Genomic DNA, 13128 nt, shown 5'->3' with positions numbered 1-13128 from the left:
TCTTTCCGGGCAAGCGCCCAACCTTCCCTAACAAGTGTTTGGTAGGTTAGCGTGCCCTCATGACGAACGTCGAGCCTCCGGCCTACGTCCCCGCCCACGGCCTCCTCCGGGGCCGTACCGCCGTCCTCACCGCGGCGGCCGGCGCGGGCATCGGCGGGGCGACCGCGCGACGCTTCCTGGAGGAGGGCGCGCGGGTGCTCATCAGCGACGCGCACACCCGCCGGCTCAAGGAGCACGAGGCCGCGCTGGCCGGGGAGTTCGGCGCGGACGCGGTCGCGGCGACGGTGTGCGACGTGACCGACGAGGACCAGGTGCGCGCCCTGTTCGACACGGCCGTCCACCTGCACGGACGGCTCGACGTCGTCGTCAACAACGCAGGGCTCGGCGGCACGTCGGACCTTGTGGACATGACCGACGAGCAGTGGTCGAAGGTGCTCGACGTGACCCTGAACGGCACCTTCCGCTGCACCCGGGCCGCCCTGCGGCACATGCGGGAGGCCGGCGCCGGGGTGATCGTCAACAACGCCTCCGTCGTCGGCTGGCGCGCCCAGGCCGGACAGGCGCACTACGCGGCGGCGAAGGCGGGCGTGATGGCGCTCACCCGCTGCGCCGCGGTCGAGGCCGCCGCGTACGGGGTGCGGGTCAACGCCGTGTCACCCAGCCTCGCCATGCATCCGCACCTCGCGAAGGTGACCACGCCCGAGCTGCTGGCGGAGCTCACCGAACGCGAGGCCCTCGGGCGGTACGCCGAACCCTGGGAGGTGGCCAACGTGATCGTGTTCCTCGCGTCCGGCTACTCCTCGTACCTGACGGGCGAGGTCGTGTCCGTCAGCAACCAGCACCCTTGAGGACAATGAACAGCGTGCCGACCAAGAAGAAGCCCCAGGTGACCGCCGCCCCCGCCCGCCGTCGTGAACTCCTCGACCGGGCGGCCGAGGTCTTCGCCGAACAGGGGTACAACGCCACCACCGTCCGCAGGATCGCGGACGACGCGGGCATGCTCGCGGGCAGCCTCTACTACTACTTCGACTCCAAGGACGCGATGCTCGAGGAGATCCTGCGGACCTTCCTCGACGAGCTCTGGGAGCAGTACGACAGCGTCCTGGCCGCCGGGCTGGGGCCCAGCGAGACCTTCCGGTCCCTGGTCACCGAGTCGTTCCTGGCCATCGACCGGCACCGCGCCGCCGTCGAGATCTACCAGAACGAGGCCAAGCAACTGATCGCGCAGGAACGCCGGTTCGGGTTCCTGGAGGTGTCACAGCGCAAGTTCGAGCAGACCTGGCTGTCCACGCTGGAGCGCGGGGTCGCCGAGGGGGAGTTCCGGGCCGACCTCGACACGAAGGTCACCTACCGGTTCGTGCGCGACACCGTGTGGGTCGCCGCCTCCTGGTACCGGCCCGGCGGGCAGTACAGCCCGGAGCAGATCGCCCGGCAGTACCTGTCGATGGTGCTGGACGGGATCGCCGTACGTACCTGACCAACCAACTCAGCGAAGAGTCCGGGGAGTCGACATGGCCGAGGCATACATCGTCGAAGCGGTCCGTACGCCCGTCGGGCGGCGCGGGGGAGGGCTCGGCGGGGTGCACCCGGCCGACCTCGGCGCGCATGTGCTGACGGCGCTCGTCGAGCGGGCGGGCGTGGACCCCGCCGCCGTGGAGGACGTCGTCTTCGGCTGCCTGGACACCGTGGGGCCGCAGGCCGGTGACATCGCCCGCACCAGCTGGCTGGCGGCCGGGCTGCCCGAGGAGGTGCCCGGCACCACCGTCGACCGGCAGTGCGGCTCCTCGCAGCAGGCCGTGCACTTCGCCGCCCAGGCCGTCCTGTCCGGCACCCAGGACCTCGTCGTGGCCGGCGGTGTCCAGAACATGACGATGGTCCCCATCGCCTTCGCCTCCCGCCAGGCGGCCGTCCCCCTCGGACTCACCGAGGGCCCGTTCGCCGGCAGCGAGGGCTGGCGCGCCCGGTACGGGGACCGGCCCGTCAACCAGTTCGCCGGCGCCGAGATGATCGCCGCGAAGTGGGGCATCAGCCGCCGCGACCAGGAGGAGTACGCGCTGCGCTCGCACCGGCGGGCGGTGCGGGCCGTCGACGAGGGCCGCTTCGACCGCGAGACGGTGCCGTACGGGGACGTGACCTGCGACGAGGGGCCGCGCCGGGACACCTCCCTGGAGAAGATGGCCGCGCTGAAGCCCGTCATCGACGGGGGCACGGTCACCGCCGCCTGCTCTTCCCAGGTCTCCGACGGCGCCGCCGCGCTGCTGATCGCCTCCGAGCGGGCCGTCGAGGAGCACGGGCTCACCCCGCGCGCCCGCGTGCACCACCTCTCCGTACGCGGTGAGGACCCCATCCGGATGCTCACCGCGCCGATCCCGGCGACCGCGTACGCCCTGAAGAAGGCCGGTCTCTCCCTCGGCGCCATCGACCTCGTCGAGATCAACGAGGCGTTCGCCCCGGTCGTCCTCGCCTGGCTCAAGGAGACGGGCGCCGACCCGGAGAAGGTCAACGTCAACGGCGGCGCCATCGCCCTCGGCCACCCCCTGGGCGCGACGGGCGCCAAACTGATGACCACCCTCCTGCACGAACTCGAACGCACAGGCGGCCGCTACGGCCTCCAGACCATGTGCGAGGGCGGCGGCCAGGCGAACGTGACGATCATCGAGAGGGTGTGAGGCGCGCGGCGGCGCGGTTGCCGGTCGGCGGCCGGGGGCTGCTCCCGGCCGCCGGGCAGCGGGCGCGGCGCGGGTGGTTCCGGGGCGTTGTCAGTCCTCGGGGTCGAGTCGGCTCAGAGTCGTCAGGGTTTCGGCCGCCTCCTTCATGATCCGGTCCACCAGGTCCGCGCACGACGGGAGGTCGTCGATGAGTCCGGCGACCTGGCCGGAGGCCATGACGCCGAGGTCCGTGCGGCCGTCCACCATCGCCGATCGCAGCAGCATCGGGGTGTTGGCGGCGAGGAGGACCTGGCTCCAGGTGAGGTCCTTGCCGTGCCTCATCGCGAGCCCGTCGCGGATCATGCCGCGCCAGGTGAGCCCCGAGATCCGGCGGAAGCCGGCGGCGTGGCGCACCGCGTGCAGCAGGGCGCGGGCGCGGCCCGACCTCTCCAGCGCGTCCACGAACTCCGTGCGGAGCATGCGGTGCGGGAGCCCGTCCACGGCCCGCGTGACGGTGACGTCCTTGACCGTCGCCGCCAGATAGCGGGCCTTGACCGCGTCCGGCACCGTCGAGTCCGACGTGAGCAGGAACCGCGTGCCCATCGCGACGCCGGCCGCCCCGTACGCCAGCGCGGCGACCAGCCCCCGCCCGTCGTGGAAGCCGCCCGCGGCGACGACGGGAATGCCCACCGCGTCCACGACCTGCGGCAGGAGCACCGTCGTCGCCACGTCACCGGTGTGCCCGCCGCCCTCCCCGCCCTGCACGACCACCGCGTCCGCACCCCACGCCGCCACCTTCTCGGCATGCCGCCGGGCCCCCACGGACGGGATGACGACGACCCCCGCGTCCTTCAGCTCGGCGATCAGCTCCCTGGACGGCGCGAGCGCGAACGACGCCACCCGGACGCCCTCCTCGACGATGATCCGCACCCGCTCCCGGGCGTCCCCGGCGTCGGCCCGCAGATTCACCCCGAACGGCGCGTCCGTACGTGACCTCACCTCCCGTACGGCGTCCCGGAGTCGCTGCGGGCTCATCGTCGCGGACGCCAGGACACCGAGGGCACCCGCCTCGGCCGAGGCGGACACCAGGCGGGGGCCGGCGACCCAGCCCATCCCGGTCTGCACGATCGGATGGCGGACGCCCACGAGCCGGGTGAGGGCGGTGTCCATCACCCCCGCACCTCCCGTGCGCGGAGGTCCTCCGGGTCGAGCACCTCACGGATCAGCCGCAGCTCCTCGGCCGACGGCTCCCGCGTGTACGGCACCTCCTCCGGTACGGCCAGCGCGAACCCGGTGGCCTCCGCGACCTGCTCGACCGTGACCCCCGGGTGCAGCGAGGCCAGCCGCATCGAGCGGTCCGGGGTCGCGAAGTCGAACACCCCGAGGTCGGACACGACCCGGGGGAGCCGGTGGAAACGGGCGGTCACCGGATGGGCGGCGGCGCGGTCGTACCCCACCCCGCACACCATGTCGACCTTCTCCACGAAGACCCGCCGGGAGTGCCGGGGTACCCAGTAACTGGTCGCGTGGTTGAGTGAGTTGACCGGCGCTCCCCGTACCCCGAGGAGCTGGCGCCGCGGCCGGGCCCAGTCGCCGACGCAGGAGATGTTCTGGTTGCCGTACCGGTCGATCTGGCTCGCGCCCATCATCACGTGCCGTCGGCCGCCGGTGACCAGCGCCAGGTGCTGCCGGTACGGCAGCCATCCCTCGACGGTGCCGTCCGGGCCGACGAGCAGCGCCTCCCCGTCGGTGAGCAGCAGGTCCGGCGCGAACGTCCGCCTGGCCAGGCGCGCGCCCAGCGACGGGATCAGACCCATGGGGCTGGCGAGCACCTCCCCGGCCCCGCGCCATGCCTCCGCGCACGCGATCACGCAGTACTCGGCGCGACTCGCTCCGTCACCGCCCCCACCGGTCGGTTCCTCTCCGCCCCCACCGGTCGGGCCCTCTCCGCTCACGCCCCCTCCTGTCATGCCTCCTCCTCGCGCCAGGCCCGCACGGCCTCCTGGTAGGCGTGTTCGTCGCCGGTGAGGAACCGCTCGGCGAACTCCGGCCACGCGGTGCCCGCGTACCGCTTCTGGAAGGGCTCGTCCCGCCCGTAGTCCGGCGCGCAGGACGTGAAGTGCGCCCCGTTCGGCGCCTCCACCACACCCGTCACCACATGGCGCTTGATCAGCAGCGACTGCGGTGGCGCCTCCTTGGCCAGCTCCGCCGTGTCCACGATCCGCTCGCAGGAGACGTACGCGGTGTCGGCCGCCTCGCAGAACAGGTCGTCGAAGTAGGGGTCGGGCCCGAGGTACTGGCCGTTGCCGAGCCGGTCGGCCCGGTTGACGTGCACGAACGCGGCGTCCATGCGCAGGGCGGGCATCGCGACGAAGGTCTCCCCGTCGCCGTAGGGCGAGGTGACGGTCCGCAGGGAGGGATTGACCCGCATCACGTCCGAGCCGATGCCCGCCCGCACCGGCAGGAAGGGCAGCCGGTTGGCGGCGGCGTGCAGCCCCCACATGAACATCGCCTCGTCGACCTCCATCAGCTCGAACGCCCCGCGTTCGCGCGCCGCGCGGAAATGCGGCTCCAGGGGGATCGAGTCGAGGGTGGCGAACGCGGCGATCAGTTTCCGGATCCGTCCGGCGGCGGCGAGCATCCCCACGTCCGGGCCGCCGTACGAGACCACGGTGAGATCAGTGATCTCCGTGCGGAGCAGTGCTCGCACCAAGGCCATCGGCTTGCGCCGGGACCCCCAGCCGCCGATGCCCAGGGTCATCCCGCTCTCCAGCCGCGCCACGGCCTCCTCGGTGGTCATGGTCTTGTCACTCACCCGCACCCTCCTCCTCGGCCGCGCCGAACGTGCCGCGGACCTCGTCGGCCACCCCGCTGAGGTTCGCCTCGAAGGTGAAGCCCTGCTCGAAGCGGTAACTGCGCCGCACGTCGACGGGATCGATGCCGTTGATGGCGGCCTTGGCCAGCCGGATCAGCCGCGTATCCTTCGCGGCGATCTCCGCCGCCAACTCCAGCGCGGCCGAGCGCAGTTCGCCCCGCCGCACCACCCGCCACACCGAGCCGTGCGCCCGCAGTTCGGCCGCGGTCGCCGTACGCGAGGTGTAGTACAGCGCCCGCATCAGGTGCTGCGGCACCAGCCGCGCCAGATGCGTCGCCGCCCCGAGCGCCCCCCGGTCCAGTTCGGGCAGCCCGAACGTCGCGTCCTCGCTCGCCACGATCGCGTCCGCGTTGCCGACCAGACCGATCCCGCCGCCCAGACAGAAGCCCTGCACGGCCGCCACCACGGGCACCTCGCACTCGTACACCGCCGCGAAGGCGTCCGCGCAGCCCTGGTTGGCGCCGAGCAGCGCGCTCCGTCCCGCCGCCTGGATCTCCTTGATGTCGACGCCCGCGTTGAACCCGCGCCCCTCCGCCGCGAGCACCACACACCCGACCGCCGGATCACGCCCGGCCGCGCGCACCGCGTCGGCCAGCTCGAACCACCCCCGCACCGGCAGGGCGTTCACCGGCGGGAAATCGACCGTGACGAGAACCGTCCCCTTTTCCGGGGACGAGGTGGAGACACCCATGGGAGCATCAGCTACCTTCCACCTAACGTTTGTTTGGTGGAAGGTAGCAGCGGATGGAGCTCAACGGGAAGCTCGCCGTCGTCACCGGCGGCACACGCGGCGTCGGCGCCGGCATCGCCCACGCCTTCGCCGCGGCGGGCGCCGACGTCGTGATCTGCGCCCGCCGCCCGCCCGAAACGCCGCTCAAGGGGGCCGAGTTCATGCCCCTCGACGTACGGGACCCGGACGCCGTCCAGGCCCTCCTGGACGTACTGCCCCGCCTCGACGTCCTCGTCAACAACGCGGGCGGCACGCCCTACCGGCCGCTCACCGCCACCGACGCCCGCCGCCACGCCCGCGTCATCGACCTCAACCTCACCGCGCCGCTGACCGTGTCCCTCGCCGCCCACGCGCACCTGCGGCGGTCGCGGGGCTCGATCCTGATGATCGGCAGCGTGAGCGGCAGCCGCCCCTCGCCCGGCTCCGCCGCGTACGGAGCCGCCAAGGCCGGTCTGGAACACCTCGCCCGGTCCATGGCCGTGGAGTGGGCCCCCGACGTCCGCGTCAACACCCTCGTCCTCGGCATGGTCCGCACGGAGCTGTCCCACCTCCACTACGGCGACGAGCACGGCGTCGCGGCCGTCGCCCGCACGGTCCCCCTCGGCCGCCTGGCCGAACCCTCCGACGTCGGCGAGGCGGCCGTCTTCCTCGCGTCCGACGCGGCGGCGTACATCACCGGGGCGTCCCTGCTGGTCCACGGCGGCGGAGAACGCCCCGCGTTCCTCGAAGCGGCGACGACGAACCGGCCCATCGACGACGAGACCGGCCCAGGCGGCGCCGACGTCCCCGACCGGGACACGACGTGCGGGCGCGGCACCCACCACGCCAGCGACAAAACCCCAGGAGGCGGACGATGAGCGGACGGCGACTCTGCGAGGGGCGCGTGGTGATCGTGACCGGCGCGGGACGCGGACTGGGCCGCGCACACGCCCTCGCGTACGCCGCCGAGGGCGCCCGTGTCGTGGTCAACGACCTGGGCGTGGGACTGGACGGCACCCCGGACCCCGACAGCCCGGCCGCCCGGGTCGTCGACGAGATCCGCGCCGCCGGAGGTGAGGCGATCGCCCACGGCGGGGACGTCGCCACGACCGACGGCGCCGCGTCCCTCGTCCGCGCCGCGCTCGACGCGTACGGCCGCCTCGACACCCTGGTCAACAACGCAGGCTTCCTGCGCGACCGCATGCTCGTGAACCTCGACGAGGACGACTGGGACGCCGTCCTCCGGGTGCACCTCAAGGGCCACTTCCTGCCCCTGAGGCACGCCGCCCTGCACTGGCGCGCCGAGGCCAAGGCGGGACGCCCGCCCGAGGCTCGCGTCATCAACACCAGCAGCGGAGCCGGCCTGCTGGGCTCCGTCGGCCAGGGCAACTACAGCGCCGCCAAGGCGGGCGTCATCGGCCTCACCCTGGTCGCGGCGGCGGAACTGGGCCGCTACGGCGTCCTCGTCAACGCCATCGCCCCCGCGGCCCGCACGAGGATGACCGAGCGGGTCTTCGCCGAGACGATGACCGCCCCCGGCACCGGCTTCGACGCGATGGCCCCGGAGAACGTCTCCCCGCTGGTGGTGTGGCTGGGCTCCGCCGCGTGCACCGGAGTCACCGGCCGCGTCCTCGAGACGGAGGGCGGCCGGATCACGGTCATGGAGGGCTGGCACCCAGGCCCCACAGCCACCCGCCCCTCCCGCTGGACCCCGAGGGAAGCAGGCGAGACAACCCTGAAACTCCTGGCAGAAGCGAGAAGCCCGTCCCGCGCCTACGGCACATGACCCCACCCCCACCAGGGGCGCGGGGACCTGCGCGCCCAACCCCCACCGGCCCGCACCCGCCAACACACCCCCGCCCCCCCACCCCCTCCCGCGCCCGGCCCGGCCCGGCCCGGCCCGAAAACCTACGTGTCGCACTCCAGCACCGTCCGGCACAACCCGCACCGAGCCCGCACCCGCCCCCGTACCGGCACCCTGATGCGCTGATGACACGTCGGACAGGGAAACGACACCCGCAACCCCCCACCCCCAGCCGCACTCCCACCCGCACCCTCACCCGACGCCTTTTCCGCAGAGAACACGTACGGCACCTCCCGCTCCACCCCACCCGCCCGCGGCTCCCGCGCCCGCCGCCGGTCCCGCGCGTACCGTCGGCGGCCCGCCCACCCCGCCGCGGTCAACGGCGGCTGCTCCTCGTCCCGCCGCGCCCGCTCCCGGCCCTCCGTGTACGCCGCGTACGCCTGCGCGCTGGTGAACCACACCGACGGGTCCTCACCGAAGACCCGGGCCCGTTTGGCCAGCACGTACCCGAACTCCTCCGGCGTCAGATACCCCAGCTTCTGCGACGACGCCCCGTGCTCCCGGAACGCGTCCAGCAGCAGCCACCCCGCCCCCAGGTACGTCGCCGCCGTGTCCGTGAGGATCTCGTTCTCGCGGACACCGGGGAACGACAGCCCCAGCCGGTGCAGATAGACATGCGCCACCTCGTGCGCGAGGGCCGCGCCGATGTCCCGCCGATGCGTGCGGAACCGGTCGTTCAGCTCGACGAAGTACTCGGGCCCGGCGGCCAGTTCGACGTTCGCCGCATGAGTCATCTCCCGGAAGCCGACGATCAGCCGCGCGTCCGGCAGCCGATAGTGCCGCACCAGCTCACGGGCGACCCGCTGGGCGCCCAGATGGAGGTCGTCGGTGTCGCAGAACGCCACGTCGACGGGGAGGACACTCGTGTCGAACGCGTGGACGGTGTCGTACGACAGCCGCTTGTACAGCGCGGTGATCGACGCCCGCACGATCTCCAGGTGCGGGTAGCCGTGCTCGACCGGTCCGCTGTCCGCCACGTCCGTACCCCCAAAGACGCCTCGACCCGTCCACTCTAAGCCGATGCGGGAGGCCGCCGGGAGCGGCGTGGGACGGCGGGCCGGGCCGACGTAGGGTGACGACCATGACGACGAGCGACACCAGCGGCATCAGCGACACCAGCGGCATCGGCGAATCCAGCGGCACCGACGAGGCGAACGGCGGCGCGGCGGCCGGCGGGGTCGACGCCGAGGTGCGGGCGGAGCTGACCCGGCTGCGGGACAGCATCGACAACATCGACGCCGCCGTCGTCCACATGCTCGCCGAACGCTTCAAGTGCACCCAGCGGGTCGGCCACCTCAAGGCCGCCCACCAGCTGCCCGCCGCCGACCCGGCCCGCGAGGCCCAGCAGATCAACCGGCTGCGCGGGCTCGCCGAAAGTGCGAAGCTGGACCCGGCGTTCGCGGAGAAGCTCCTGAACTTCATCATCGCCGAGGTCATCCGGCACCACGAACGCATCGCGGACGACGCACTGAACGGCACGACCGGCACGACCAGCGCCAACGGCACCACCTGAACCAACGGCACGACCGGCACCACCAGCGCCAACGGCACCACCTGAACCAACGGCACCACCGGAACGACCGGCGGGGAGTGACATCCCCGCCTCCAGCGGGCATCCTGCGTGGGCACTCTTCGTCAGACAGCGACTACACGCGGTGAGAAACTCGGATCACGGCGCCGCCGACCGCGTGCCGCCGACCCGAGCGAGGGGACACGGGCCATGCCGTCGGAAGCCAAGATCCTCATCGTGGACGACCACGAGGACACGCTCTACGCCCTGGAGAGCGCCCTGGCCCCGCTGGGCTACCACCTGAGCCGCGCCACCAGCGGCGACGCGGCGCTCAAGGAGGTCCTGCGCGGCCCGGTCGGCCTGCTCCTCCTCGACGTGCGCATGCCCGGCGTCAGCGGCCTCGACGTCGTCCGCTACATGCGCGGCGTCGAACAGACCCAGCACATCCCCGTCATCCTCCTCACCGGCTTCGGCCCCGACGCCGAGCTGACCGCCGCCGCGTTCCGCCTCGGCGTCGCCGACCTCGTCATGAAGCCCATCGACCCCTGGGCGCTGCGCACCAAGGTCCGCTACCTCTTCGACGCCCACGCACGCTCCCACGCCCTGGAACGCGAGGTCCGCGACCTACGCGCCCGCCTCAAGGACCACCAGGACCTGAAGGACCACCACGACCACCAGGACCCCGAGGGCCACGAGGACCGCAGGCACGACGACACCGGCGGCCGCGTCCCCGCCCAACGGGAGCGCGCGGACGACGACGCGCGGGACGGCGCGACCGACCGGGCGTAGGCCTCATACGACCGGGCGCGCGGCGCATACGACCGGACATAGGTGGCGTACCCGGCCCGCCCCTGTCCCGTGCCCGGGGCATCAGGCAGCATGTCCCTCATGTCCGTACTGACGCGCGACGAAGCGCAAGCCCGTGCCCGGCTCCTCGACGTCCACCGCTACGAGATCACCCTCGACCTCACGCGCGGCGACGAGACCTTCGACTCCCGTACCGTCATCCGCTTCACCGTACGGGGAAAGAAAAAGGCCGCGGACACCTTCGTCGAGTTGAAGCCGGCCGACCTGCGCTCCGTCACCCTCGACGGCAAGCCCCTCGACCCCGAGACCCTCGACGGCAACCGCCTGCCGCTCAGCGGCCTCACCCCGGGCGAGCACGAACTGCGCGTCGACGCCGCCATGCGCTACTCCCGCACCGGCGAGGGCATGCACCGCTTCACCGACCCCGCCGACGGCGAGACATACGTCTACTCCAACCTCTTCCTCGACGACGTCCAACGCGTCTTCGCCGCGTTCGACCAACCCGACCTCAAGGCCGTCTTCGACCTGACCGTCGCCGCCCCCGAGGGCTGGACCGTCCTCGCCAACGGCATCACCGCGCAGCAGGGCGACGGCACCTGGCGCGCCGCCACCACCCCCCTCATCTCCACCTATCTCGTCGCCGTCGCCGCCGGCCCCTGGCACTCCGTGCGCACCGAACACCGCGGCCTGCCCTTCGGCATCCACTGCCGCCGCTCCCTGGCCCCCTACCTCGACACCGACGCCGACGAGATCCTCGACGTCACCCGCGCCTGCTTCGACCGCTACCACGAGAAGTTCGAGGAGCCGTACCCCTTCGACTCCTACGACCAGGCGTTCGTCCCCGAGTTCAACGCGGGCGCCATGGAGAACCCCGGACTCGTCACCTTCCGCGACGAGTTCGTCTACCGCTCCGCCGTCACCGACACCGAACGCCAGACCCGCGCCATGGTCATCGCCCACGAGATGGCCCACATGTGGTTCGGCGACCTCGTCACCCTCCGGTGGTGGGACGACATCTGGCTCAACGAGTCCTTCGCCGAGTACATGGGCTACCAGACCCTCACCGAGGCCACCCGCTTCACGGACACCTGGGTCGACTTCGGCGTCGCCCGCAAGGCGTGGGGCTACGACGCCGACCAGCGCCCCTCCACCCACCCCGTCGCCCCCGAGAACGTCGACGACACCGCCGCCGCCCTCCTCAACTTCGACGGCATCTCCTACGCCAAGGGCGCCTCCGCGCTGCGCCAGCTCGTCGCCTGGCTCGGCGAGAAGGACTTCCTCGCCGGCATCAACGCCCACTTCACCCGCCACCGCTTCGGCAACGCCACCCTCGCCGACTTCATCGACAACCTGGCCGGCGCCACCGAACGCGACGTCCACGCCTGGGCCGACGCCTGGCTGCGCACCACCGGCGTCGACACCCTCACCCCCAAGGTCACCCGCGGCGCCGACAGCACCTGCGCCCTCACCGTCGACCACGCCGGCAGCCGCCCCCACCACATCACCGTCGGCGTCTACGACCAGGACCCCGGCGACGACCAGGGCCACCTCACGCTCCGCGAGAGCCTCGCGCTCGACATCCCGCAGACCGGCGAACAGCCCATCGGCAAACGCCCCGCCCTGCTCCTCCTCAACGACGGCGACCTCACCTACGCCAAGGTCCGCTTCGACCCCGACTCCTCCGCCACCGTCACCGGCCACCTCAGCGGACTCCCCGACCCGCTCACCCGCGCCGTCGTCTGGAACGCCCTGCGCGACGCCGTACGCGACGCCGAACTCCCGCCCACCGCCTACCTGGACGCAGCCCGCACCCACCTGCCCCGCGAGACCGACCTCGCCATCGTCCAGGGCGTGCTCACCTTCGCCACCACCCAGGTCGCCGACCGCTTCCTCACCCCCGAGGAGCGCCCCGCCGGCCTGACCACCCTCGCCTCCCTGTGCCGCGACCTCATCCGCCGCACCGAGGACGGCGACCACCCCGGTCTGCGCCTGATTGCCGTACGCCACTTCATCGACGTCGCCGCCCACCCCGACACCATCGCCGCCTGGCTCGCCGACGGCACCGTCCCGGGCGGGCCCGAACTCGACCCCGAGCTGCGCTGGCGGGTCCTCGGCCGGCTCGCCGTCCTCGGCGCGGTCGACGCCGACGCGATCGACGGGGAACTGGCACGCGACCCCAGCGCCACCGGTCGGGAAGGCGCCGCCCGCTGCCGGGCCGCCCTCCCCGACCCGGAGGCCAAGCAGTCCGCCTGGGACGCCATGTTCACCACCGACGACCTCTCCAACTACCTCTTCACCGCCACCGCCCAGGGCTTCTGGCAGCCGGAACAGTCGGAACTCCTCCAGGAGTACGTCGACCGCTACTGGGCCGACGCGGTCGCCCTGGCCGCCCGCCGGGGACCGGCCATCGCGGAAGCCGCCGGACGCTGGGCGTTCCCCGTCCACGCGGTGGACACGGCGACACTCGGCCTGGGCGAACGCTGCCTCACCGAGGCCGACCCCATCCCGGCCCTGCGGCGAAAGCTGACCGACCAACTCGACGACCTCCAGCGCGCCCTGAAGGTGAGGGGCGGGTAACCACCACCCTCCCAGCCGGGCCTGGGCGGGCGTGGCCTCGGCCACGTCCGGCCACCGCCGGGGTGCCCTCCCCCCCCGGCGACAGGGCGGCGTACATTTTTTTTGTGTTCTTTGGGGGGGTTTTTTGGTGTGAGCGAC

General features: G+C 72.6%; 13 protein-coding genes. 8 read left to right on the top strand and 5 right to left on the bottom strand.

Annotated elements, in window-relative coordinates:
* The first annotated feature begins 59 nt into the window (after nucleotides 1–59).
* The 3 genes from ACZ4Z2_RS05715 to ACZ4Z2_RS05705 are packed head-to-tail and all read left to right on the top strand — an operon-like array spanning nucleotide 60 to nucleotide 2669.
* Nucleotides 60–848 carry an SDR family oxidoreductase gene (locus ACZ4Z2_RS05715; protein ID WP_468072698.1) on the top strand — a complete coding sequence of 263 codons (789 nt, stop codon included), beginning with the start codon at nucleotides 60–62 and terminating at the stop codon, nucleotides 846–848.
* A 14-nt stretch (nucleotides 849–862) separates the two neighbouring features.
* The gene (locus tag ACZ4Z2_RS05710) at nucleotides 863–1477 is read left to right on the top strand and encodes a TetR/AcrR family transcriptional regulator (RefSeq protein ID WP_468072696.1); all 615 of its coding nucleotides are present in this window, start codon (nucleotides 863–865) and stop codon (nucleotides 1475–1477) included.
* Between the two features lie 34 nt (nucleotides 1478–1511).
* Entirely contained in the window at nucleotides 1512–2669 is a 1158-nt protein-coding gene (locus ACZ4Z2_RS05705) for an acetyl-CoA C-acetyltransferase (protein WP_468072695.1), read from the top strand.
* 90 nt (nucleotides 2670–2759) lie between these two features.
* Here ACZ4Z2_RS05705 and ACZ4Z2_RS05700 read toward each other — a convergent pair whose 3' ends face one another.
* Genes ACZ4Z2_RS05700 through ACZ4Z2_RS05685 form a run of 4 tightly spaced genes read right to left on the bottom strand, consistent with a single transcriptional unit; the run spans nucleotide 2760 to nucleotide 6214 of the window.
* Complete coding sequence (locus ACZ4Z2_RS05700; protein WP_468072693.1) at nucleotides 2760–3818, bottom strand: NAD(P)H-dependent flavin oxidoreductase; 1059 nt, start codon at nucleotides 3816–3818, stop codon at nucleotides 2760–2762.
* Nucleotides 3818–4618 (bottom strand): CoA-transferase subunit beta, encoded by an 801-nt coding sequence (locus ACZ4Z2_RS05695; RefSeq protein WP_468072691.1) that lies wholly within the window; start codon nucleotides 4616–4618, stop codon nucleotides 3818–3820. Before ACZ4Z2_RS05695 ends, ACZ4Z2_RS05700 begins: the two co-directional genes overlap by 1 nt.
* Complete coding sequence (locus ACZ4Z2_RS05690) at nucleotides 4615–5463, bottom strand: CoA transferase subunit A (protein ID WP_468072689.1); 849 nt, start codon at nucleotides 5461–5463, stop codon at nucleotides 4615–4617. The genes ACZ4Z2_RS05695 and ACZ4Z2_RS05690 overlap by 4 nt, the downstream gene beginning before the upstream one ends.
* Complete coding sequence (locus ACZ4Z2_RS05685; protein WP_468072687.1) at nucleotides 5456–6214, bottom strand: enoyl-CoA hydratase family protein; 759 nt, start codon at nucleotides 6212–6214, stop codon at nucleotides 5456–5458. The genes ACZ4Z2_RS05690 and ACZ4Z2_RS05685 overlap by 8 nt, the downstream gene beginning before the upstream one ends.
* Nucleotides 6215–6267: 53 nt before the next feature.
* Between ACZ4Z2_RS05685 and ACZ4Z2_RS05680 the strand changes: the two genes are divergently transcribed.
* The gene (locus ACZ4Z2_RS05680; RefSeq protein WP_468072685.1) at nucleotides 6268–7110 is read left to right on the top strand and encodes an SDR family oxidoreductase; all 843 of its coding nucleotides are present in this window, start codon (nucleotides 6268–6270) and stop codon (nucleotides 7108–7110) included.
* Nucleotides 7107–8018: an SDR family oxidoreductase gene (locus ACZ4Z2_RS05675; RefSeq protein ID WP_468072683.1), complete on the top strand. Its 912-nt coding sequence runs from the start codon at nucleotides 7107–7109 to the stop codon at nucleotides 8016–8018. Before ACZ4Z2_RS05680 ends, ACZ4Z2_RS05675 begins: the two co-directional genes overlap by 4 nt.
* Nucleotides 8019–8140: 122 nt before the next feature.
* Here the strand turns inward: ACZ4Z2_RS05675 and ACZ4Z2_RS05670 are convergent, their stop codons facing one another.
* Nucleotides 8141–9073 carry a hypothetical protein gene (locus ACZ4Z2_RS05670; protein WP_468072681.1) on the bottom strand — a complete coding sequence of 311 codons (933 nt, stop codon included), beginning with the start codon at nucleotides 9071–9073 and terminating at the stop codon, nucleotides 8141–8143.
* Nucleotides 9074–9177: 104 nt separating this feature from the next.
* On the opposite strand from ACZ4Z2_RS05670, the gene ACZ4Z2_RS05665 reads away from it, so the two are divergent.
* The 3 genes from ACZ4Z2_RS05665 (at nucleotide 9178) to pepN (ending at nucleotide 12990) form a co-directional block, all read left to right on the top strand.
* Entirely contained in the window at nucleotides 9178–9609 is a 432-nt protein-coding gene (locus ACZ4Z2_RS05665; RefSeq protein ID WP_468072679.1) for a chorismate mutase, read from the top strand.
* A gap of 207 nt (nucleotides 9610–9816) precedes the next feature.
* Nucleotides 9817–10395, top strand: coding sequence for a response regulator (locus tag ACZ4Z2_RS05660; RefSeq protein WP_468072677.1), 579 nt, complete (start codon nucleotides 9817–9819; stop codon nucleotides 10393–10395).
* 90 nt (nucleotides 10396–10485) lie between these two features.
* Nucleotides 10486–12990 carry an aminopeptidase N gene (pepN, locus tag ACZ4Z2_RS05655; protein ID WP_468072675.1) on the top strand — a complete coding sequence of 835 codons (2505 nt, stop codon included), beginning with the start codon at nucleotides 10486–10488 and terminating at the stop codon, nucleotides 12988–12990.
* Nucleotides 12991–13128: the final 138 nt, after the last annotated feature.

Source organism: Streptomyces sp. NPDC030183, assembly GCF_055573455.1.
Note: the sequence above shows the minus strand (reverse complement) of the source record. Positions and strands in the feature narration are given on the sequence as shown.